Annotated in this window: 21 protein-coding genes; 9 read left to right on the top strand and 12 right to left on the bottom strand. The window is 67.9% G+C overall.

All coding sequences use genetic code 11. From position 1 onward, the window contains the following. Window positions 1-10 precede the first annotated feature (10 nt). Complete coding sequence (gene clpS / locus DBO33_RS08170; protein WP_107654482.1) at window positions 11-361, bottom strand: ATP-dependent Clp protease adapter ClpS; 351 nt, start codon at window positions 359-361, stop codon at window positions 11-13. Window positions 362-509: 148 nt separating this feature from the next. On the opposite strand from clpS, the gene DBO33_RS08165 reads away from it, so the two are divergent. The 4 genes from DBO33_RS08165 to DBO33_RS08150 all read left to right on the top strand — a co-directional run bounded on the left by DBO33_RS08165 (window position 510) and on the right by DBO33_RS08150 (window position 5,479). Then, window positions 510-1,844 (top strand): nicotinate phosphoribosyltransferase, encoded by a 1,335-nt coding sequence (locus DBO33_RS08165; protein ID WP_107654481.1) that lies wholly within the window; start codon window positions 510-512, stop codon window positions 1,842-1,844. An 88-nt stretch (window positions 1,845-1,932) separates the two neighbouring features. Continuing rightward, complete coding sequence (gene pncA, locus DBO33_RS08160) at window positions 1,933-2,499, top strand: pyrazinamidase PncA (RefSeq protein ID WP_107654480.1); 567 nt, start codon at window positions 1,933-1,935, stop codon at window positions 2,497-2,499. Window positions 2,500-2,553: 54 nt separating this feature from the next. Continuing rightward, on the top strand, window positions 2,554-4,596 hold the full coding sequence (locus tag DBO33_RS08155; RefSeq protein WP_107654479.1) for an ATP-dependent DNA helicase: 2,043 nt from the start codon (window positions 2,554-2,556) through the stop codon (window positions 4,594-4,596). 187 nt (window positions 4,597-4,783) lie between these two features. After that, window positions 4,784-5,479 (top strand): methyltransferase domain-containing protein, encoded by a 696-nt coding sequence (locus DBO33_RS08150; protein WP_234390731.1) that lies wholly within the window; start codon window positions 4,784-4,786, stop codon window positions 5,477-5,479. Here the strand turns inward: DBO33_RS08150 and DBO33_RS08145 are convergent, their stop codons facing one another. The 8 genes from DBO33_RS08145 to glgP form a co-directional block, all read right to left on the bottom strand. Next, a complete protein-coding gene (locus DBO33_RS08145; RefSeq protein ID WP_199856551.1) occupies window positions 5,480-6,247 on the bottom strand; it encodes an ESX secretion-associated protein EspG in 768 nt (255 codons plus the stop codon). Continuing rightward, window positions 6,244-7,563, bottom strand: coding sequence for a hypothetical protein (locus DBO33_RS08140; protein ID WP_107654477.1), 1,320 nt, complete (start codon window positions 7,561-7,563; stop codon window positions 6,244-6,246). Before DBO33_RS08140 ends, DBO33_RS08145 begins: the two co-directional genes overlap by 4 nt. Beyond that, on the bottom strand, window positions 7,563-7,940 hold the full coding sequence (locus DBO33_RS08135; protein WP_107654476.1) for a hypothetical protein: 378 nt from the start codon (window positions 7,938-7,940) through the stop codon (window positions 7,563-7,565). Before DBO33_RS08135 ends, DBO33_RS08140 begins: the two co-directional genes overlap by 1 nt. A gap of 121 nt (window positions 7,941-8,061) precedes the next feature. Beyond that, window positions 8,062-8,643, bottom strand: coding sequence for a DUF3558 domain-containing protein (locus tag DBO33_RS08130; RefSeq protein ID WP_107660073.1), 582 nt, complete (start codon window positions 8,641-8,643; stop codon window positions 8,062-8,064). A gap of 161 nt (window positions 8,644-8,804) precedes the next feature. Continuing rightward, window positions 8,805-9,200, bottom strand: a complete 396-nt coding sequence (locus DBO33_RS08125) for a RidA family protein (protein ID WP_107654475.1) — start codon at window positions 9,198-9,200, stop codon at window positions 8,805-8,807. A 128-nt stretch (window positions 9,201-9,328) separates the two neighbouring features. Continuing rightward, on the bottom strand, window positions 9,329-9,868 hold the full coding sequence (locus tag DBO33_RS08120) for a DoxX family protein (protein ID WP_107654474.1): 540 nt from the start codon (window positions 9,866-9,868) through the stop codon (window positions 9,329-9,331). A 150-nt stretch (window positions 9,869-10,018) separates the two neighbouring features. Continuing rightward, window positions 10,019-11,380: an NCS2 family permease gene (locus DBO33_RS08115; protein WP_107654473.1), complete on the bottom strand. Its 1,362-nt coding sequence runs from the start codon at window positions 11,378-11,380 to the stop codon at window positions 10,019-10,021. A gap of 141 nt (window positions 11,381-11,521) precedes the next feature. Continuing rightward, window positions 11,522-14,110, bottom strand: a complete 2,589-nt coding sequence (gene glgP, locus DBO33_RS08110) for an alpha-glucan family phosphorylase (protein ID WP_107654472.1) — start codon at window positions 14,108-14,110, stop codon at window positions 11,522-11,524. A gap of 421 nt (window positions 14,111-14,531) precedes the next feature. Between glgP and DBO33_RS08105 the strand changes: the two genes are divergently transcribed. Then, the gene (locus DBO33_RS08105; RefSeq protein ID WP_325050702.1) at window positions 14,532-15,038 is read left to right on the top strand and encodes a nuclear transport factor 2 family protein; all 507 of its coding nucleotides are present in this window, start codon (window positions 14,532-14,534) and stop codon (window positions 15,036-15,038) included. A gap of 64 nt (window positions 15,039-15,102) precedes the next feature. Here DBO33_RS08105 and DBO33_RS08100 read toward each other — a convergent pair whose 3' ends face one another. After that, window positions 15,103-15,546 carry a VOC family protein gene (locus DBO33_RS08100; RefSeq protein WP_107660072.1) on the bottom strand — a complete coding sequence of 148 codons (444 nt, stop codon included), beginning with the start codon at window positions 15,544-15,546 and terminating at the stop codon, window positions 15,103-15,105. A gap of 80 nt (window positions 15,547-15,626) precedes the next feature. Between DBO33_RS08100 and DBO33_RS08095 the strand changes: the two genes are divergently transcribed. The 4 genes from DBO33_RS08095 (at window position 15,627) to glgB (ending at window position 21,230) form a co-directional block, all read left to right on the top strand. Beyond that, window positions 15,627-16,223, top strand: a complete 597-nt coding sequence (locus DBO33_RS08095; protein WP_107654470.1) for a TetR/AcrR family transcriptional regulator — start codon at window positions 15,627-15,629, stop codon at window positions 16,221-16,223. A 159-nt stretch (window positions 16,224-16,382) separates the two neighbouring features. Next, complete coding sequence (locus tag DBO33_RS08090; protein WP_107654469.1) at window positions 16,383-17,024, top strand: LysE family translocator; 642 nt, start codon at window positions 16,383-16,385, stop codon at window positions 17,022-17,024. Window positions 17,025-17,076: 52 nt separating this feature from the next. Beyond that, window positions 17,077-19,077 carry an alpha-1,4-glucan--maltose-1-phosphate maltosyltransferase gene (locus tag DBO33_RS08085; RefSeq protein ID WP_107654468.1) on the top strand — a complete coding sequence of 667 codons (2,001 nt, stop codon included), beginning with the start codon at window positions 17,077-17,079 and terminating at the stop codon, window positions 19,075-19,077. 14 nt (window positions 19,078-19,091) lie between these two features. Further along, window positions 19,092-21,230 (top strand): 1,4-alpha-glucan branching protein GlgB, encoded by a 2,139-nt coding sequence (glgB, locus tag DBO33_RS08080; RefSeq protein WP_107660071.1) that lies wholly within the window; start codon window positions 19,092-19,094, stop codon window positions 21,228-21,230. A gap of 122 nt (window positions 21,231-21,352) precedes the next feature. On the opposite strand, the gene DBO33_RS08075 is transcribed toward glgB, so the two are convergent. Continuing rightward, window positions 21,353-22,204, bottom strand: coding sequence for a tetratricopeptide repeat protein (locus DBO33_RS08075; RefSeq protein ID WP_107654467.1), 852 nt, complete (start codon window positions 22,202-22,204; stop codon window positions 21,353-21,355). Between the two features lie 61 nt (window positions 22,205-22,265). After that, window positions 22,266-22,643 carry a DUF3817 domain-containing protein gene (locus DBO33_RS08070; protein ID WP_107654466.1) on the bottom strand — a complete coding sequence of 126 codons (378 nt, stop codon included), beginning with the start codon at window positions 22,641-22,643 and terminating at the stop codon, window positions 22,266-22,268. Window positions 22,644-22,760: the final 117 nt, after the last annotated feature.

The following is a 22,760-nucleotide window of genomic DNA, read 5'->3' as shown; positions in this document are numbered from 1 at the left end:
GTCGTCCTGGTCAGTCGTCTCGCTGCATGGTCGCCCAGAGTCCGGCGGCGTGCAGCCGCTGGACGTCATGTTCCATCTTGTCCCGCGAACCCGACGAGACGACCGCTTTGCCCTCGTTGTGCACACAGAGCATCAGCTCGGTCGCCTTCGCTTTGCTGTAGCCGAAAAGCTTTTGGAAGATGTAGGCGACGTAGTGCATGAGGTTGACCGGGTCGTCCCAGACCACAGTGACCCACGGGCGATCTTCTGCCTCCAAGATCTCGGTGTATTCGACCGCCTCGGGGGTCGCCTGTGCCGCTGACAGTGTCGCGTCCACGGCGCCTACCCCGACGCCGCCTCCGACTATGTTGCACAAGGCCATAACGTCAAGGGTACGACTCGACTCCGGATGAGCAACACCCCGATCGGACCTGATTCGAGCATTTCACAAGTCACCGAGCGAGCGCCCACCTATCATGTATCGCACTCGCAAGCGCTCTATACCGGACCGCTCTGTCTACAGTGGCTGCGTGGACATCCGCGACGGCGTCGGCAGCACCGCTCTGCTGACGGACCAGTACGAACTGACCATGCTGGCCGCCGCGCTGGCCGACGATTCGGCGCATCGCCGCTGCACCTTCGAGGTGTTCGCGCGCCGCCTGCCGCACGGCCGCCGCTACGGCGTGGTCGCGGGTACCGGCCGGGTGCTGGAGGCCCTTGAGCGTTTCCGGTTCGGCGAGCCGGAGCTGGCCGTGGTCGCGCCGTTCCTGCCGGCCAAGACGGTGGAGTGGTTGCGGGACTACCGGTTCAGCGGCGATATCGACGGCTACGCCGAGGGTGAGTTGTACTTCCCCGGCTCCCCCATCCTGTCGGTGCGCGGCAGCTTCGCCGAGTGCGTCGTGCTGGAGACGCTGGTGCTGTCGATCCTCAACCACGACAGCGCGATCGCGTCCGCGGCGGCCAGGATGGTGAGCGCGGCGGGCGGGCGCCGGATGATCGAGATGGGGTCGCGGCGCACCCATGAGCTCGCCGCGCCGGACAGCTCGCGGGCCGCCTATCTGGCCGGCTTCGACGCGACCTCGAATCTGGCGGCGGTGCGTCGCTACGGCGTGCCCGGCGCGGGCACCAGTGCGCATGCGTTCACGCTTCTGCATGCGGGGGCGGCAGGCGCCGGAGCGCCCGACACGGCAGCGAGCGAAGCAGCCGCCTTCCGCAGCCAGGTCGACGCGCTCGGCATCGGCACCACTCTCCTGGTGGACACCTACGACATCACCCGCGGCGTGGCGACCGCGATCGAGGTAGCCGGGCCGGAGCTGGGCGGGGTGCGGATCGACTCCGGCGATCTCGGCGTGCTGGCCAGGCAGGTGCGCGATCAGCTGGACGGGCTCGGCGCGACCAAGACCCGCATCGTGGTGTCCGGCGACCTCGACGAATACGCCATCGCCGCGTTGCGGGCGGAGCCGGTGGATGTGTACGGCGTCGGCACCTCGCTGGTGACCGGCTCCGGCGCGCCGACCGCGGGCATGGTCTACAAGCTGGTCGAGGTGGAGGGCGTGCCGGTCGCCAAGCGCAGCAGCCACAAGGAGTCGCGCGGCGGCACCAAAAAGGCGATCAGGCTGTCCAGGGAGACCGGCACGATCGTCGAGGAGATCGTCTACCCGGCGGCCGGGCCGATGCCCGAGGTGAACGGGTTCGAGGCGCGCGAGCTGCTGGTCCCGCTGGTGCGCGAGGGCAAGCTCGTCGACGATCTGCCGACGCTGTCCGACAGCCGCGATCACGTGGCGAACGGGCTGATCAGCCTGCCGTGGGAAGGCCTGAAGCTGTCCGCGGGCGAACCCGCCGTGCCGACGACCTTCGTGAGCTGACCACCGCCTGCCGGTCCGCCCGGGTCGGCAGTCTCGCGAAGCGGCACAATGCAATACGGGTACTCAGTTCACACCGCGGGAGGTCAGCATGACCCGAGCCCTGATCATCGTCGACGTGCAGAACGATTTCTGCGAGGGCGGGTCGCTCGCCGTCGCGGGCGGCGCCGCGGTCGCCGCGCGCATCAGTGACCTGCTCGCGGCCGCCCACTACACCGCGGTGGTCGCGACCCGGGACCATCACATCGACCCCGGTGATCACTTCTCCGCGCAGCCCGATTACGTCGACTCGTGGCCGCCGCACTGCCGCGCGGGTACGCCGGGCGCGGATTTCCACCCGAATCTGAACACCGCGGCGGTCCAGCAGGTCTTCTCCAAGGGCGAGTATTCCGCCGCCTACTCCGGTTTCGAGGGCACCGCCGAGGACGGCACCACCCTGGCCGATTGGCTGCGCGCGCACGGCATCGAGTCGGTCGACATCGTCGGCATCGCCACCGACCACTGCGTCCGCGCCACCGCGCTGGACGCGCGCATCGAAGGCTTCGACACCCGCGTACTGCTCGACCTGACGGCCGGGGTTTCCCGCGACACGACCGACGCCGCGCTGGGTCATATGCGCGCCGCGGGCGTCGACCTCGAAGGAAGCGTTTCCGGGTAACCGATCATCGTGACGGCCGCCTGTGCTGTCGGTCCCGGGCAGTAGGCTGCTCGGGTGCCCGAACTCCCCGCCGTCCCCGATCTTTTGGCCACTGCCGTGCAGGCGCTCGGCGGGAAAGAGCGCGTCGGGCAGGTGACGATGGCGACCGCGGTGGACCACGCGATCGACACCAAGGAGCACCTGGCGGTGCAGGCCGGCACGGGTACCGGCAAGTCGCTGGCCTACCTGGTGCCCAGCCTGCGGCACGCGGTGCGCACCGGGCGCACGGTGGTGGTGTCGACGGCGACGATCGCGCTGCAGCGCCAGCTGGTCGATCGCGATCTGCCCCGGCTGTCCGAGGCGCTGAGCAAGCCGCTCGGGCGCGCGGCCAAGTTCGCGATTCTCAAGGGCCGCAACAACTATCTGTGCCTGAACAAGATCAACAGCGTGATCCCGGACGAGCCCGAGGCCGAGCTGTTCGACGCGTTCGCCATCTCCCGGCTCGGCCGCGAGGTGCAGCGGCTCAACGAGTGGGCCTCCGACACCGAGACCGGCGACCGGGACGAGCTGGTGCCCGGCGTGACCGACCGCGCCTGGAAACAGGTGAGCGTCTCCTCGCGCGAATGCCTCGGCAAGTCGCGCTGCCCGTTCGGGCAGGACTGCTTCGCCGAACGCGCGCGGGCGGAGTCCGCGCAGGCCGACGTGGTGGTGACCAACCACGCGCTGCTGGCCATCGACGCGATCAGCGGCATCCAGGTGCTGCCCGAACACGACGTAGTGGTCATCGACGAGGCCCACGAACTGGTCGACCGTGTCACCGGCGTGGCCACCGCCGAGCTGGCCTCGACGGCGATCAGCGCGGCCGCGCGGCGCTGCGCCAAGCTGATCGACGAGAAAGAGGTGGACCGCCTCGAAGGCGCCGCCGAGGCGTGGCACGACGTGCTGGACGAGTTGCCCGCCGCCCGCTGGGAGCGCATACCCGACGGCGTCGCCCCGGTGCTCGCGCTGATCCGCGACGCCGCCTGGAACGCCCGCACCGCGCTGGCCCCGCAGGGCGGCACCACTCAGCAGGGCGACGTGGAGACCGCCGCCGCCCGCACCCAGGCGCTCGCCGCGATCGATGAGATCCACGACAGCGCGGTCCGCGCGCTCACCGCGTTCGACGAACCGGATCCGGCGAAACGCCACGACGTCATCTGGCTGTCCGCCGACGAGATGCGCGGGGTCACCCGGCGCTCGCTGCGGATGGCGCCGCTCTCGGTGGGTGGACTGTTGCGCAGCAGGCTGTTCGGCACCGCGACCGTGGTCCTCACCTCGGCGACATTGCAGATCGGCGGCTCGTTCGACGGGCTCGCGATCACCTGGGGACTGCCCGCGCAGTCGTCGAGCCAGTCCGATCCCGGCATGGCCAACGGCGCCGCGGCACCCGCCGACGCCGACAAGGTGCGCTGGAGTTCGCTCGACGTCGGCTCGCCGTTCGACCATGCCAAGTCCGGCATTCTCTACGTCGCCAAGCACCTGCCGCCGCCCGGGCGCGACGGCCTCGCGCCCGCCTACCTGGACGAAATCGAGCGGCTGATCAAGGCCGCGGGCGGCCGCACGCTCGGCCTGTTCTCCTCGATGCGCGCGGCCAAGGCGGCGACCGAGGCGTTGCGCGAGCGGCTGGACACACCGGTGCTGTGCCAGGGTGACGACTCCACCGGTGCGCTGGTCCGCAAGTTCGCCGACGACCCGGAGACCTCGCTGTTCGGCACGCTGTCGCTGTGGCAGGGCGTCGACGTGCCCGGTCCGTCGCTGAGCCTGGTCATCCTGGATCGAATTCCGTTCCCACGCCCTGACGATCCGCTGCTCACCGCACGCCAGCGCGCGGTCGAATCGCGCGGCGGCAACGGGTTCATGGCGATCGCGGCCAACCATGCGGCGCTGCTGCTCGCCCAGGGCACCGGCCGACTGCTGCGCAGCGTCGACGACCGGGGCGTGGTCGCGATCCTCGACTCCCGGCTGGCCACCGCCCGCTACGGCGGCTACCTGCGCGCCTCGCTACCGCCGTACTGGGAGACCGCCGACCCCGAGGTCGTGGTGAAGGCACTGAAGCGACTCACCGAAAACGCGGTGTGATACCGCGCACATCGCCGCGCCGATACTCGCGCATACTTCCGAACAGAAGTAAATTAAGGGTGGTACTTCGGTGAACCCCAATTCCCACACCGAATGTATCGGCGGTCCCCGCGCCAAGCCCTGCACGCGGCGCGGGGACACCACAAATCCTCCCTCGCGCGCGGTCCGCACATGAGACCGTTTCCAGATGAAGCACCCAACAGACAGTGATGTCCTAGGCGAATTTCTGGTCAGCGCAAGATCATTGGCCGAGTATCGCGCAATATTCATGCTCTCCGACGCCGATTTGCACGGCCGTATTCTCGACTGCCCTGGCGGCGCAGCGAGTTTCACGGCCGAGGCGAGTGCACTCGGCGCCCACGTCACCGCCGCCGATCCGGTCTACGCCCGCTCCGCCGAGGAGCTACGGATTCTCGCGGTCGCCGAGACCGACCGCGGAAGCAGCTGGGCCACGGCACATTCGGCCAGATACCGGTGGGACTGGTATGGCGGCCCGCAGCAGCACCGCGACATGCGCCAGGCCGCCGCCCTGCTGTTCGGGGCCGATCAAACCGTGCACCCTGGTCGGTACGTCGCCGCCGAACTGCCGTCGCTGCCCTTCCCGGATAACAGCTTCGACCTGGTCCTCAGCTCCCACCTGCTGTTCACCTACGCCGATCGGCTGAACGCCGACTTCCACCTGACCGCCCTGCTGGAGCTGGCCAGGGTCGGCACCGGTGAGGTTCGCGCCTATCCGCTGGTCGACCACCTCGGTAACCAACTGGACGACCTGGTCGCGCACGTGCGAAAGGAACTCGAAGACAAAGGCATCCGAACCAGCCTGCGCGAAACCGGCTACGAATTCCACCATGGGGCGCACACTATGCTCGTCTTACACCCCTGATCACCAGCTGTGTGCCACCGCGCGGTAGGTGGTTTCGATGAGCCGGTGCAGCTGACGCTGCAGCTCCTCGGTCGGCCCCGGCGTCAGGGTGAACTCGTCATCGCCGTGGTTGTGCAGCAGGTAGCGGCCGTCGGCGGGCAGGTAATCCATCCAGTGGAAACCACGACCGTCGGTGGTCGGCCTGCTGTCGATCGCGCCGCCGGCGAACACGCCGACTTCGCCGAGCCCGGAGCGCGGGCGGCGCACGATGCGATTGAGTTGCTCGGTGTGTGAAAGGCGCGTGGGGTGCTTCGCGTACTCCACCCGGTGCACATCCGAGCGGCGCCCACTGATCGGCGGATATTTGCCGCCGACACAATTCGGGAACTGCGCTGCGATCTGCCCGGGCAAAGCCTGCGGCGGGCAGCGGCTGAGCAGAATATCGCGGCCGTATTCCTGCGTGGGACCGGGCAATTGGACCGCGATGGTCGCGGCGCGCGCCGTCATACCCGCGTGCACGCGGACCACCTGTTTGAAGTCGCGCCCGAAGAATCCGTGCACTTCGACCCGAACCTGCGGCTCCAGCAACACATTCAAGGCATTGAACAAGTCGGGAGTCGCGAACCCCGACAGCTGCCGCGCGGCATTCTCGCGCAGCCGCTGATAGTCCTCGTACGCTTCCACGCCGTCAACGGTGTAGCGCAACGGATAGGGCAGGCGGTCCCGGCCGAGCGCCTCCAGCGCCAGCTCGAACATCAAACCGTCCAGGCGCCAGCGGGATTCACTCATCCGCCGATGACCCCGCCCGGCGGCAGCGCGGGCGGCTGCGTGCCCAGCAGTTCCGAACCACGGTCGTAGATCAGGTAATCCGGGGTTTTGTGCTCGCCGTCCTCGTCGCCTTTGCCGCGCGCGCCGGGCGCACCCATGCCTGGCATGCCTGCCGCGCCCGCCTTGCCCGTCGACGCCGCGCGGGCGGCGGTCGATGCGGCCGTGGTGGTGGGCGTGGTTGCTTTGCCCGGCACGCTCTTTCCCGGGGACGGGGTGGAACTCGGAGTGCCGGGGGTGCGCGACGGGGTGCCGGGGAAGGTCGTCGACGGAGTGTTGGACGGAGTCGACGGGTTGCGTGACTTCGTCGGGTCGTCGGTATTGCTAGGGGTCCCTGGGGTGGTCGAAGCCGGAGTTGTGCTGGTCGGCTTGTCCGAGGTCGGGTTCTGGTTCGTGCTGGCCGGCTGGGTCGACTGCGGAGTGGTGGTGTCCGGCTTTTTCGTGTCGTCCGCGGATTTCGGGTCCGTCGAAGTCGGCGAGCCGGTCGGATCGGCGCTGGTCGGGTTGCCGGTCGGGTTCGAGCTCGGGTTGCTGATCGGGCCACCCGGGTTGTTCTTGTCCACTGTGGTGGTGGGTTCGGGGAGGATCGGCGTGATCTGGTCGACCTCGTTCACGCCGGGGCGGTAGTACTGGGTCATCACGAACCGCGCCTCGCTCTCCGCCTCCTGCGCGCGATGAGTGGGACCCTTGATGACGTTCTGCAAGGGCAAAGCGTCGATGAGTCGATCGCCGACCGTATAGCTATCCGGCTTCCCCACACTGGCTTTCGCCTGCGCCAAGTGCCCCTGCGTCAGGTCCAGACCGTGTCCGACCATCTGGAACGTGGCGGCGAGCTTCGCGAACGACGTCGAGAATTCGCGCGTCGCATCGATCGCGCTCGTGCCCGACTTACCGTTCCAGTGCTCCGTAATGTCCTGCTCGACACCCTTTTTGAACTCTTCGACGGCGCTACGCGCATCGGTGGACAGATTGCGCCAGCCATCGGCCTTCGCGTTGATCTCGCCCTCTTGCACCCCTTCGAGCGCGTTGTAGATCTGCTGATGCGACATCGTCTCGAACGGATCCTGCGCCTTGATGGCCGGCGCGTCGAACGTGCCGCTGCCGTACTCGGACAGCAAACTCGACCACTCGTTGTTGACGAAACCGCGGTCCTGATCCCACTTCGTCTTCTCGTCGGCAGCACGCTGCTGATCGGTCTGCTTGTTCTTGTCCGCCTCGTGCGGAGAGCCGGTGAGACGGCCGGCGCCGATCGCGACGAGCCAGTCGTTGAAGGAAGCCATTACGCACCGCCCATGTTCAAGGCGGCGAGCTTGTCCGCGGCGGACTGGTCGGATTCCTGGAGCTTGCCGATGGCCAGCTCGTAGGTTTCCTTCATCAGGGTGACTACATCGATGCTCTGCTGCAGTCGTTTGACGGCTGAATCGTTGCCGTTGTTGGCCTTCTGCGCGAACTTGTTGCGGAGGGCGTCCGCAGAATGGAGGGTGCCGAAACCGGACAAGAAGGCGAGACTGCTTGCCCTGTCCATCATGAGGCTGAGCTGGTCGCTCATTCGCTGGGCGTGTCGAGCCAACGCTGTACCGGTCTCGGTGTCCAACCGAAGCTCGCCGCTTTCGGCCTGCGTTTTCAGTGTTTGCCAACGCGTCAGCATGCCCTGCATCTGAGCTTCAGTGTCTTGGTCCGACTCTGACATCTCTCCTCCATCGCTTTCAATCGCACCTACTGCCGACCGCGAAGGTCGCCCGATATTTACCGGCAGTGGCCAGCCGATTCATCGACGTCTATTTCGGCAGGTAAGGCTCTAGCTGTGCCGCATGCTGGGCAGCGAGGTCGCATGGTGGCGCCTGCGGGAGAGAGGCGCGCTGGCCATAGAACCAGCCGACGATCACAACGAACATGCCCGTCGAAGAGGGCATGCTCACGTAGCACCGCAGCTTGTTCTCGTCGGCCTTGTCCTGGTAGATCAGGCCTGCCCGCGGGCCGACTTTTACGTCGCGGAACCCGGTGACGGTGTCGTTCTTTCGGGCTTCGTCGAGGGTGTGCGTGCTCGCACCCACGGTCACCGCGTACGGTCCGTCAGTCGAAGCCCACTGACACATTCGCCAGGTAACCGGACCCGACGGAGCGTCAGTCACGGTCTTCTTCGAGGCAACGTCCACCTTGACGGTGCGCAACGCGTCATCGGATAAATCCGTACACGGGTTGTACTGCACCGTGGGCTCACCACTGGTCGGCTTCCCACTGACCTCCGTCGTAGGCGTCCCCTCTTCGGTCGGCGAGCACCCCACCACGAACCCGACCACCGCCACCCCGGCGAGCACCGTCCGCACCGCAACCTTCGGCGACACAATGGCGGTTCGCATATCTCTCCTGACTTCGGCCCGGGACACCCCGACACAGGATAAGACGCACACGATCTCCCCCTGGTTCCCCTTCAAACTAGAGCAATCCAATTGGATCGTTCCAGTCCGGCCGCCGAATCCCGCGCCAACCCCACCCCGCGGAACTCGGCGGCCGACCCCGGTCAGCCGCGCACGGCTACCGCATCCACCTCGAACAACATCCCCGGCAACGCGAGCGCGGCAACACCCGCCAACGTCTGCACCGGCGGACGCTCACCCCAGATCTCCGCGATCTTCTTTCCGATCACCGCAAGCTTGTCGAGGTTGTGATCGACAATGAACGTGCGCAGTTGCGCGACATCCGCGAAGTCCAATCCCACTGAGCGCAAGGCGATCCCGAGGTTGGCAAACGCATTGTCGACCTGCACCCCGAAATCCGCACTCGTGGTATGCCCCTCCGCATCCGAGTCGTACTGGCCCGCGATGAGCACCAGCTCCCCACTGACCCGCGCCACATGGCTGTACCCGAACCCGGTCGGATCGTGCAGCTCCGCAGGATTGCTGATCTCGATAGCCATCACCGTCTCCTATTTCTCAACTGTTCCGAACAAGGAGACGACGACGCAGCGTCGCGGACTGTGACATGAGAACGGCGCGGTGACCCGAGTGGGTCACCGCGCCGCGATCGAGAGGTGTGGTCAGTAGGTCAGATGACCCACTTCAGGATGAGGGTGATCACCGCGGCGATCACGGCGAGCACGATCGCCGCCGCGCCGACCGCGAATCCCCGTTGCGCCCAGGGGCGGCCGTGATCCAGCGAGAACTTGCCGGGGCCGGTGAAGGCGAATCCCGCGGCTACGACGCCGAACAGCAACGGCATCTCGTAGGTGTTCTCACCGAAGAGGCCCATCGGCCACAGCGCGTTGATCGCGTTGATCATGGTGCCCAGCACGATGGCGGAGGCCAGCGGCGTCAGCAGGCCGAGGGCGAGCAGCAGACCGCCACCGAGTTCCGTGAGGCCGGCGAGGGTGCCGAAGACCTTGCCGGGGTTGTAACCCATGCCGTCGAAGCCTGCGGAGGTGGCTTCCAGGCCGTAGCCGTAGAACCAGCCGAACAGCTTCTGGGCACCGTGCACGGCCATGAGCCCGCCGAACGCGACGCGGATGATCAGGAGTCCGATGTCGGCGGCGACGCCGTCCAGTTCGGTGTTGGTGGTAGCTCTTTCCAGTACGGATTTCGTGGTCATGCTGGTCCTCGTCCCTGCAAGTCAGATTCCAAACAGCTGGTCAAATGGCTTCGGCGTTGAAGCGGACTGCGGTCCGATTCTCGCACGGGCCATCACAACTTCCAAGACCCTGGTCTTATTCCTGACTACGTTTTCCGCCCCCGGTTCGGTTCACTCCGTGAGGAAGAAGAAGTAACCCAGGAATACGACCAGCAGTGCCCACATCGCCGGGTGCACGTCTTTGATCCGGCCCTTGGCGACCATGACAATCGGGTAGAACAGCATTCCCATGGCCAGGCCATTCGCGATCGAGTACGTCAGCGGCATCATCACGATCGTGATGAATGCGGGTACCGAGTATTCAAGCCGATTCCAGTCGATCTCGCCGAGTGCGCGAGACATCAACACACCGACCACGATCAACGCCGGGGCGGTGACCTCGCCGGATCCCGCGACGACCGCGAAAATCGGGTAGCAGAACATGGCGATCAGGAACCACCCCGCGGTGGTGACGGCGGTCAATCCGGTGCGCCCGCCCGCGGACACACCCGCGGTGGATTCGACGTAGGCGGTGGTGGTGGAGGTGCCGATGACCGCACCCGCCATGGTGCCGACGGAATCGGCGGCCAGCGCGCTCGCGGCCCGCGGCAGTTTGCCGTCCTTGTCGAGCAGACCCGCCTGGTTGGCGACGCCGATCAGGGTGCCGGAGGCGTCGAAGAAGTCCACGAAAAGCATGGTCAGAACAACGACGGCCATCTGGCCGGTGAACGCGTCGGGCAGGTGGATGATCGCCTGACCGAAGGTCTGGTCCAGCCCCTTCGGCGCCGCGACGACACCGTTGGGCAGATCGACCAGCCCGCTGACGATGCCCACACCCGCGGTGAGCACGATCCCGTACAGCACCGCACCGTGCCAGCCGATGACGAGGAAGACCACGGTGATCACGAGCCCGAACAGCGCGAGCAGCGTGGTGCCCTTGGTGAAGTCGCCCAGGGTGACGAGGGTGGCCTCGCTGTTCACCACGATGCCCGCGTTCTTCAAGCCGAGGAACGCCACGAACAACCCGATGCCCGCGCCGACGGCCAGCTTCATCTGCATGGGAATCGCATTGAGGATTCGCTCGCGCACCTTGGTGACCGCGAGCAGGAAGAAGATGATGCCGGAGAGCAGGGTGCCGGACAGCGCCACCTCCCACGGAATGCCCATGCCGAGCACCACCGAGTAGGCGAAGAACGCGTTGAGCCCCATGCCCGGTGCGAGCGCGATCGGATACTTGGCCCACAGTCCCATGACGAGCGTGCCGAACACCGCGGCGACGGCGGTCGCGGTGAACACCGCCTGCATGGGAATGCCCTTGTCGCCGAGGGCACCCTCGTCGCCGAGGATCGACGGGTTCACCGCGAGCACATAGGACATGGCCAGGAACGTGACCGTGCCCGCCATGAGTTCGCGTTTCATGCTCGAGCCAGTCGCGCTGATGCCGAAGAACGCGTCGATGCGACCTCGGGGCTCGGTCGGTACGGCGGTGGCCATGGGCGGTCTCCAGTCGGGGAGTGGTACGGGCGTGCCCAGGCACGGTAGCCGACGATTCACCGAATCGCGGAATTCGACCCGACCGATCCCGCTCGGACCGTCCGTGTCACGAAAGGGCTGGTGTGGCCCCTGCGGCCGGTCTCACGCGTTGGGCGCGGCGACCAATCCGAGCTCCGCGTCGCAGGCCAGCAACGCGTTGTGCGGCAGCACCCGCACCGTGTAGCCGACGGCGCCCGACAGCGGCACCGGCGTGTCCACGGTGAAAAGCTCGACACCGGCGTCGGATCCGGCGTGCGTCATCGCGACGGTGCTCACGTCGGAGAGGTCGTCGGAGGTGGACACCCGCCCGAGCACCGCCTGCACCACCACATCGCCGGGCTGCAATCCGCCCAGGTCGATGCGCGCGGTCAGGGACAGCCGCGCGCCGATGATCGGCGTATCGGGCAGGCCCGCGCTGTCCACCTGGATCACCTTCACCGACGGCCAGGCCGCTTCGACGCGGCGCCGATAGTCGGCGATGGCGCGGGCTTCGGCGAACTCGTCGGCGGTCGCCCGCTGGTAGGCGTCGGCGGCCGGGGCGTAGTACTCGACGGCGTAGTCGCGAACCATGCGGGAGGCGAGCACCTTCGGGCCGAGGGTCTGCAGGGTGTGCCGCACCATCTCGACCCAGCGCACCGGCATCCCGGCGGCGTCGCGGTCGTAGAAGCGGGGTGCGACGGTGCGCTCGAACAGGTCGTAGAGCGCGCCGGCCTCGAGATCGTCGCGGCGGTGTTCGTCGCTGACGCCGTCGGCGGTCGGGATGGCCCAGCCGTTCTCGCCGTCGAACATCTCGTCCCACCAGCCGTCCCGGATGGACAGGTTGAGGCCACCGTTGAGCGCGGACTTCATGCCCGAGGTGCCGCACGCCTCCAGCGGGCGCAGCGGATTGTTCAGCCAGACATCGCAACCCCAGTACAGGTAGCGGGCCATCGACATGTCGTAGTCGGGCAGGAAGACGATGCGGTGACGCACCTCGGGATCGTCGGCGAAACGCACCACCTGCTGGATCAGCGCCTTGCCGCCGTCGTCGGCGGGGTGGCTCTTGCCCGCGACCACCAGCTGCATCGGCCGCTCGGGGTCGAGCAGCCTGGCGCGCAACCGTTCCGGGTCGCGCAGCATCAGCGTGAGCCGCTTGTAGGTCGGCACCCGGCGGGCGAAGCCGACGGTCAGCACGTCCGGGTCGAAAACGCTGTCCACCCAGCCCAATTCGGCCTCGGCGGCGCCGCGGTCCAGCCAGGACGCGCGCACCCGGCGCCGCACCTCGGCCACCAGGATGGCGCGCAACGCGTTACGGGTGGACCACAGTTCGCCGAGGTCGACATCCCGCAGCCGCTCCCAGCCGCGCGCCTCCTCGACGAGTTCGGCGCCGATGTGCTTGCGCGCCTTGTCGAACCACTCGCGCGCCGCCCAGGTCGGCGCATGCACGCCGTTGGTGACCGAGCCGATCGGCACCTCGGCCGCGTCGAACCCCGGCCACAGTGCGGCGAACATCTCCCGGCTGACCTCGCCGTGCAGTTTCGATACGCCGTTGGCGCGCTGGGCAAGTCGCAGGCCCATGTGCGCCATGTTGAACACCGAAGGATCCGCCTCGCGGCCCAGTGCGACGATGCGGTCCACGGAAAGCCCTGGGAGCATGGCGGATTCGGATTCGCCGTGCGCTCCCCCGAAGTAGCGGCGAACCATCGGCATCGGGAAACGATCGATACCAGCGGGAACCGGGGTATGCGTGGTGAATACCGTGCCCGCTCGCACCGCGGCCAGCGCCGTGTCGAAATCCTGCCCGGCGGAGACGAATTCGCGAATGCGCTCGACGCCGAGGAACCCCGCGTGCCCTTCGTTCATGTGGAACACGTCGGGATCGGGCAGCCCGGCCGCGTTGGTGTAGGCGCGCACCGCCCGCACCCCGCCGATACCGGCCAGGATCTCCTGCCGGATCCGATGCTCCTGATCGCCGCCGTAGAGCCGGTCGGTCACCGCACGCAGCTCCGGATCGTTCTCCGCGATATCGGAGTCCAGCAGCAGCAGCGGCACCCGTCCCACCTGCGCGATCCATACCCGCGCCCGCAGCACCCGCTGATCGGGCATCGCCACGTGAATCAACACCGGCGCGGTCTCCGCCCCACCGTTGTCCGAGGTGAGCAGCCGCAACGGCAGACCCTGCGGATCCAGATCCGGGTAGTGCTCGGTCTGCCATCCGTCCGCCGACAACGTCTGCCGGAAATAGCCGGAGCGGTACAGCAAGCCGACACCGATCAGCGGCAGGCCCAGGTCGGAGGCCGCCTTCAAATGATCGCCCGCCAGGATGCCGAGGCCACCGGAGTAGTTGGGCAGCACCTCGGTCACGCCGAACTCCATGGAGAAGTACGCGATCCCGCGCACCCCTTCCTCCCCCGCCCGCCGCTCGAACCAGCTCGGCGCCGCCAGGTAGTCCCGCAGATCCGCCGCCGCGGCATCCACCCGACGCACGTATTCGGGGTCGGCCGCCAGCTCGTCCACCCGCGCGGCAGGCACCTCCCCCAGCATCCGCACCGGGTCGTGCCCCATCTCCAGCCACCGCTGCGGATCCATCTCGGCAAACAGATCCTGCGTAGGCGGATGCCACGACCAGCGCAGATTCGTAGCGAGCTCGCCGAGGGCGGCCAGCCGCTCAGGCAGATGGGCACGGACGGTGAATCGACGCAATGCCTTCACCCGCCGAACCCTACCGAACGTTTCCCCACCCGGCCGCCCCGGCGGTAGAGCTCACGGCTATCACCGCCGGTAGACCCGCCACCGTCTAATTCCGCGCGTAGTCGGCCCAGATTCCCGCAGGATGCTCCTCGGGCGTCAGCCACAGCTGTGGTTGTCTGCCCCGGTCGCGTTCCTGCGCCTGGTCTTCCCAAGAAGCGTCCGGCCAGGCCACTTGGAGGACCGTGAGGGGCGTTGCCTGCGGTAGAAGCCGCTGGCGCGGCCGAAGAAGATTCGGTGCGCGAGCCATGACTTGCCCGCACCGCGTCCACACCAGTAGTCGACTGCCGAAAGTACTTATGGATGACAGATTCGGGGCGTGTCCTGCGGCAATAGCGTTGTTCCCGTTAGCAAGACGAGCAACGAGCACTGCGAAGGACACATCATGAGTCGAGTTATCCGCCGTACGCCGCGCCAGGCGATCGTCCTCGCGACGGCCGCGATCATCGCGCTGGGGCTGGGGACCGGATGCGCTACCGCGGACCCCGCGCCGGCGCCGCCTTCGGGTAGCTCGCAGACTGCGGCACCGGAGGTCGATATGAATACTGTTGTCGCCCAGTACCTGGAGGCGTGGAACGCCACCGATCCCGCCGCCAGGAAGGCGGCTGTCGCCCGGGTGTTCACCGAGCAGGCGACCTACGTCGATCCGCTGATGGCCGTGACCGGTCACACGGAGATCGATGGGGGCATCGCCGCGGTGCAGACCAAGTTCCCCGGGTGGGTGTTCAAGCTGGCCGGACCGGTCGACGCGCACCACAATCAGGTCCGCTTCACCTGGGGTCTCGGCCCGGTCGACAGCGAACCGGTGGTGATCGGCTTCGATGTCGCCGTCGTCGAGAACGGGCGTATCGCAAAGGTTTACGGCTTCCTCGACAAGGTCCCCGCTGCCTGATCCGCCAGGCCCATGACCGAATCGTCCACGCGGCCCCGGCCTTTCGCCGGGGCCGCGCTCATCACTACTGCCCGCTGAACTTTTCGGCGGTGTACTCGGGGCTGAACTGCTCGACGTACTCGCCCGCGGGCGGCACCTCGGTGATCATGTCGATCAGTACCCCGCTCGGGTCGGCGACGATGAAGTGCCGCTGCCCGAAGTCCTCGGTGCGAATCTCCAGTTCGGCCTTCAGCCCACCCTGGACCACCATGCGGTCCCACTCGGCATCCACGTCGGCGACCTCGAAGTTCAGGATCAGTCCCTGCACCGGCTTGCGGTACGCCTCGGGCACCGTCGCATGGGTGTAGTCGAGCAGCGCGAGCTCGTAGGTGACGTCCCCCGGCCGCCGCAGGCTGACGTACCAGTCCGCCTCGAAGGTGATCTCGAAGCCGAGCCACTCGGTGTAGAAGTCGCGGGCTGCCGCGACCTCGGAGGTACCGATGACCGGGTAGAAGCTGCTCAGTTTCACGTTCTCACCTTTCACATACCGTTGGTATGTGAGCTAAGTTAGTTCACGTACCATCGGTATGTCAACAGGGAAGGTGGGCGATGCCGAGCAAGATCCGCACCCAGCAACGCGAGGAGACCCGCAACGCGCTGCTGCGCGAGAGCAGGCGCCTGTTCGCGGCGAAAGGCTATGGGGCCGTGGGTTTGTCGGAGATCGTCAGGGCGGCGGGGGTGACCAAGGGCGCGCTGTACCACAACTTCGACAGCAAGGCCGAGCTGTTCGCGGCGGTCCTCGAACAGGTGCAGAGCGAGGTGGGCGAACGAGTGGCAGCGGCCGCCGACGCTGTCGAGGACCGCTGGGAGCAGCTGGTCACCGGGTGCACGACGTTCCTGGCGACCTGCACCGATCCGGAGCTGGCGCGGATCATGCTGATCGACGGGCCCGCGGTCCTCGGCTGGCACGAATGGCGTGCACTGGACGCGGCCGCATCGGGCCGTCATCTCGAGGAGGCGTTGACGGCGCTGATCAACGAGGGTGTGCTGGCCGACCAGCCCGTCGCCCCGCTGACCCACCTGCTGTCCGGCGCGATGAACGAGGCGGCGCTGTGGGTGGCCACCTCGGACGATCCCCAGGCACTGGCCGACACCACCGCCGCCCTGCGCCGCCTGCTCGAAACTTGTCGCACCTCGCCTGGGTGACCACAGCGGGGGGCCGGGCGACGGTTCCGGCATGCGCACTCGGCCGCGATCGGTCGCGATCGAAGCACGCGGCCGGGCGGGAGGTGACCGTGCCCATCAGCCCCGGCGGTCGCCGAAATCTGCTGGCGGCCCAACCGACCGACATGACAGCATCGACGAATGCCGCACTGGGTGACCGTCCTCCCCCAATTCCTCCTGGCCTGCGTCATCCTTGCCGCGCTACCCGGCCCCGCAACGGCCCTGTTCCTGCAGCGCGCGGTCCGCGACGGACGCAAGGCAGGCCTGGCCGCGGTCGCAGGCAACGAGATCGGCGTGCTCGCCTGGAACCTGGCGGGCGCCGCCGGCCTGTCCGTGCTGCTGGTCGCCAATCGCTACATGAACACCGCGATGCACATCATCGGCGCGGTGGTGCTGATCTGGCTCGGCGTGCAGGCCTGGCGCGGTGCGCGCACCGACGACGAGTTCGGCAGCACCATGACGAAGCTGCTGCCCGCGGGCCGGACCCCTGCCGCGGCCTTCCGCGCCTCCCTGGTCTCCATCGCCGCGAACCCGAAGGCGGCGGTGTTCGGGCTGACGATCCTGCCGCAATTCCTGCCGTCCAGCGGCCCGGTGCTGCCGACCATTTTCATCCTGGTGGCGATTCAGCTCGTCGTCGACACGGCCTGGTGCGTGGGCATCGTGCTGGCCGCCGACCAGGCGGGCAGCTGGTTGCGGCGCACCGGTATCCGGCAGCGGATCGAGCGGGCGCTCGGCGCGATCCTGATCGCGCTCGGCCTCGGGCTGGCCGCCGACGCGCGTTGATCAGCCGACCGCGCTGATCACACGAATGGCGCTCTGACGGTAGGTTGGGTCCGTGACCGGCCGCATCGCAATCGATGACACTGCCCCGTACATCGCAGGCGGACGGCCCGCCAAGGCCGTCGTCGGGGAGGTTTTCCCGGTGCGCACCGTGGTGTGGCGCGAGGGCCACGACGCCGTCGCCGCCACGCTGACCGTGCGCGCACCGAATTCTTCCCGGCCGATCCGGATCCGGATGACGCCCGATCTCGAACCGGACGTGTTCAACGCCACGTTCACCGCCAACCTGCCCGGCGCATGGACCTACCGCATCGAGGGCTGGAGCGACCCGATCGCCACCTGGCGCTCGGCGGTGGAGGCCAAGCTCGCGGTCGGCCAGACCGCCGCCGACCTCGCCAACGATCTGGAGATCGGCGCCAGGCTCTTCGACCGGGCCGCGCAGGCCGTGCCGAAGAAACAGTTCGAGCGGTTGCGTGCCGCGGCCGCCGCATTGCGCAGCGACGAGCAGCTGCCCGCCAGGGTGGCGCCGGCCTTCGCCGAGGAGATCGCCGAGATCCTGCGCGCGACCCCGTTGCGCGACATGGTGACTCGCGGCCCGCAGCACACCGTGCAGGTGGAACGGCAACGGGCACTGTACGGCTCGTGGTACGAGTTCTTCCCGCGCTCGACCGGCGGCCGGGACGCGGCGGGCAAGCCGATCCACGGCACCTTCGCCACCGCCGCGAAGGAACTGCCGCGCATCGCCGCCATGGGCTTCGACGTGGTCTACCTGCCGCCGATCCATCCGGTCGGCGAGGTGAATCGCAAGGGCCGCAACAACACTCTCGTCGCCGAACCGGACGATGTCGGGTCGCCGTGGGCCATCGGGTCAAAGGACGGCGGGCACGACGCCGTGCACCCGCTGCTCGGCACCGAGGCCGACTTCGCCGAGTTCGTGGACACCGCAGCGCAACTCGGTCTCGAGGTGGCACTCGACCTGGCGCTGCAGTGCGCGCCGGACCATCCGTGGGTCGCCGCGCATCCGGAATGGTTCACCACCTTGCCCGACGGCACCATCGCCTTCGCCGAGAACCCGCCGAAGAAGTACCAGGACATCTACCCGGTCAACTTCGACAACGACCCCGACGGCCTGTACGCCGAGGTGCTGCGCGTGGTCCGGCATTGGATCGCGTTGGGCGTCAAGATCTTCCGGGTGGACAACCCGCACACCAAGCCGGCCGACTTCTGGGAGTGGCTGATCGGCACGGTGCGCCGCACCGACCCCGACGTCATCTTCCTTTCCGAGGCGTTCACCCGCCCGGCCAGGCTGTACGGTCTCGCGCGGCGCGGATTCAGCCAGTCCTACACGTATTTCACCTGGCGCATCGCGAAATGGGAACTGACCCAGTTCGGCAACGAACTGGCCGCCAAGGCGGACGAGGCCAGACCCAACCTGTTCGTCAATACACCCGACATCCTGCACGAAAGCCTGCAGCACGGCGGCCCCGGCATGTTCGCCATCCGCGCGGTGCTCGCCGCGACCCTCGCACCGAGCTGGGGCATGTACTCCGGCTACGAGCTGTTCGAGCATCAGGCGGTGCGACCGGGCAGCGAGGAATACCTGGATTCGGAGAAGTACGAGCTGCGCCCGCGCCCGTTCGCCGAGGCCCTGGCCCGCGGGGAATCGTTGGAGCCGTGGATCACTCGGCTCAACGAGATCCGCCGCGCGCACCCGGCGCTGCAACAGTTGCGCTGCATCCACTTTCACCACGTCGACAACGACTCGCTGATCGCCTACTCCAAGATCGATCCGATCAGCGGCGACGCCGTGCTCGTGGTGGTGAACCTGAACCCGTTCGCCGCCGAGTGGGGCATGGTGTCGCTCGACTTGCCCGCCATCGGCCGCGAATGGCACGACCACCCGGTGGTGTACGACGAGGTCAGCGGCGAGGAATACCACTGGGCGCAAACGAATTACGTGCGCCTCGACCCGGCGAACTCGGTCGCGCACATCCTCACCCTGCCGCCGGTCGCGCAGCAGGCGCGCACCGAACTCGCCTACCGGAGCACGCTGTGAAACGCCGGGACCTGATGCTGCTGGCCGCGGGCACCCACGGCGACCCGCACACCGTGCTCGGCGCGCACCCGCACCCGGACGGCACCGAGATCAGCGTGCTGCGCCCGCACGCGGAGTCGGTCACCGTCCGCATCGGCGGCGCCGACCACGCACTGAAGTCGTTGGGGCACGGCATCTTCGCCGCCGTCGTCCCCTACCCCGAGGTGATGGACTACCGCATCGTCACCACCTACCCGGGCGGCCGCACCATTCTCTCCGCCGACGGCTACCGCTTCCTGCCGACGGTCGGTGAACTCGACCTGCACCTGATCGGCGAGGGCCGCCACGAACGACTGTGGGACGTGCTCGGCGCGCACCCGCGCCGCTACACGACGCTCGACGGCGAGGTGGACGGGACCTCGTTCGCGGTGTGGGCGCCGAATGCGCGCGGCGTCACCGTGATCGGCGATTTCGACGGCTGGAGCGGGAACACCGCGCCGATGCGCGCGCTCGGATCGTCCGGCGTGTGGGAGGTGTTCGTGCCCGGTGTCGGGCCGGGCACGAAGTACAAGTTCCGGGTGCACGGCGCGGACGGCCGCACGGTCGACCACGCCGACCCGATGGCCTTCGCCACCGAACTCCCGCCCGCCACCGCGTCGGTGGTCACCGAGAGCCACTACGTCTGGGACGACCAGGCCTGGCTGGACACCCGCGCGAGCACCGACCCCAACCAGGCGCCGATGAGCGTCTACGAAGTGCACCTCGGCTCCTGGCGGCCCGGCCTCGGTTATCGCGAATTGGCCGACCAGCTGGCCGATTACATGCAGGCCTGCGGATACACCCACATCGAACTGCTGCCCATCGCCGAGCATCCCTTCGGCGGCTCCTGGGGCTATCAGGTCACCTCGTACTACGCGCCCACCGCGCGCTTCGGCACCCCGGACGACTTCCGTGCCTTCGTCGATCGGCTGCACCGAGCGGGCATCGGCGTGCTGCTCGACTGGGTGCCCGCGCACTTCCCGCGCGACGAATGGGCACTGGCCCGCTTCGACGGCACCCCGCTCTACGAGCACGCCGACCCGCGCCGCGGCGAGCAACTGGACTGGGGCACGTACGTTTTCGACTTCGGTCGGCACGAGGTGCGCAACTTCCTGGTGGCCAACGCGCGCTACTGGATCGAGGAGTTCCACATCGACGGGCTGCGCGTCGACGCCGTCGCCTCCATGCTGTACCTGGATTACTCACGCCCCGAAGGGGGTTGGGAGCCCAACGTGTACGGCGGCCGGGAAAACCTGGAGGCCGTCGACTTCCTGCAGGACCTCAACAACACCGTGCACCGCCATCATCCCGGTGTCGTCACCATCGCCGAAGAGTCCACCAGCTGGCCGGGCGTCACCCGCGGCACCGACGTCGGCGGCCTCGGCTTCACCATGAAATGGAACATGGGCTGGATGCACGACACCCTCGGCTTCCTGCAGCGCGACCCGATCCACCGCTCCTGGCACCACAACGAGATCACCTTCTCGCTGGTGTACGCGTGGAGCGAGAATTTCGTGCTGCCGATCAGCCACGACGAGGTGGTGCACGGCAAGGGCACGCTGTGGACCAGGATGCCCGGCGACGACTTCGCCAAGGCCGCGGGCGTGCGGGCCTTGCTGGCCTACATGTGGGGGCACCCCGGCAAGCAAGTGCTGTTCATGGGCCAGGATTTCGGCCAGTTCCGCGAGTGGTCGCACGATCGCGGGCTGGACTGGGCGGAGCTGGACAACCCACTGCATCAAGGGATCACGGCGGCCGTGCGGGACCTCAACACGGTGTACCGCGCCCGGCCCGCGCTGTGGAGCCAGGACATCACCCCGGGCGGTTACTCGTGGATCGAGGCGAACGACCAGGCGAACAATGTGCTTGCGTTCCTGCGCTACGGCTCGGACGGGTCCGTGGTGGCGTGCGTGTACAACTTCTCCGGTTCGGTGCACGGTGAGTACCGGGTGGGCCTGCCGTTCGCCGGACAGTGGACCGAGATCCTGAACACCGACGCGGCCGACTACGGCGGATCGGGCATCGGAAACCTGGGTGCTGTCAAGGCCACTGACGAAGGATGGCACGGCCGGCCGGCCTCGGCGACGATCGCGCTGGCCCCCAACAGCGCCGTCTGGCTGGCCCCGGACAGCTGACATTCCGTCAGGTCGACCGCCAGATCCGTTCGGCTCCGCGATTGCGACGACAGCGCCCCGCCACCCGATTCGATCCGGGATGACGGGGCGAGTTGCGTTGCCGAGATGCGCCGCCGGCCGAGCTAGTACAGCGCGGCAGCCAGCTTGCGACGAGCCGCGACCACGAACGGCTCGGCCTGATCGAACAATTCGAAGAGTTCGAGCAGGCGGGTACGAGCCTTGGTGCGGTCGTCGCCCGCGGAACGCTTGACGACCGCGATCAGGCGATCGAACGCGGCCTCCGGCTGCTGGTCGAGCATCTCCACGTCGGCGGCGTCGAGCGCGGCGTCCACATTGCCCGGGTCGGCGTCGGCGGTCGCGATCGCCGAGGCCGGGATGTTCTGCGCGCGGCCGAGGAACCGCAGCTGGCGCAGCGCGCCCTTGGCTTCCTCGTTGCCCGGTTCCGCGGCGATGATCGCTTCGTAGGCGGCCTCGGCGCCGGCCAGGTCGCCCTGCTCCAGCGCCGTCTCCGCGGCGACGAAGCGGGGGTCCTCGGGCGCCTCCTGCGGCTCCTCGCCGCCGGGCAGCTTGCCCGCCACCGCGTCGATGACCGCGCTGAGCCACTGCCGAACCTGCGGCTCCGGCTGGGCGCCCTGGAAGTCGGCCAGCGGCTGGCCGCCCGCGACCGCGATGACGGTCGGGATGCCCTGCACCCCGAACGCCTGCGCGATCCGCATATTGGCCTCGGCCTCGACGGTGGCCAGGTCCCAGGCGCCGTTCGCCTCGCCGACCAACCGCTCCAGCGTGCGGACCAGCTCGACACTGCCCGGACTGCGTTGCGAGTACAGCGCGACGACCACCGGCACCTGCACCGAACGGCGTAGCACCTTGGTCTCGAAGTTCGCCTCGTTCACCGCGTAGTCGCCGCCACCGGCGGCACCGGGTGCACCGGCGGGCGGTTGCTTCAAACCGGAGAGATCAACTGCCCCGGACATGGCGGCGACAGCGGCTGGCGTAGGACGGCGTGCAGCAGGTCGAGTCACGGTTTCCAGTTTGTCACGACGTGGCGGCGGCCGGAGCCCCGGATCCGGCAGAATTCGCGTTGCTCAGTTCACCGAGCTTGCCCGAGCGGACCGCCCAGATCTCGAACAGCACGGTGAAGAACGGCGGGAGGCTGGAAAGCAGCGCGAGCACGGTGGTCTTCGCGTTCCAGCCGAGCTCGCGCGCGGTCACGATGGCGAGGATCACGAAAAGCACGAAGATGATGCCGTGCGTCATGCCGAACACCTTCACCGGCCACAGCACCGGCTCGGGGAGGCGCTTGAACACCATGCCGACGATCAGAAAAACCCACGAGATCGCCTCGAGCACCGCGATGAAACGAAACCGCTTCGCGACGGTGCTCAGGTCGAAGACATTGCCCATGCGCACCATTGTGCCGGATGCACTACGACGTGTCGTAGTGCGACGGGTCACATTCGGCCGCCGCCGCCCGCCGTCCGGGCCCGCAGACGACGCGGCCCCCGCGCACCTGCGCGGGGGCCGACGACG

This window comes from Nocardia suismassiliense (assembly GCF_900269665.1).
Lineage (GTDB): Bacteria > Actinomycetota > Actinomycetes > Mycobacteriales > Mycobacteriaceae > Nocardia > Nocardia suismassiliense.
The sequence above is the reverse complement of the archived record's forward strand: the minus strand, read 5'-3'. Positions and strand labels throughout refer to the sequence as shown.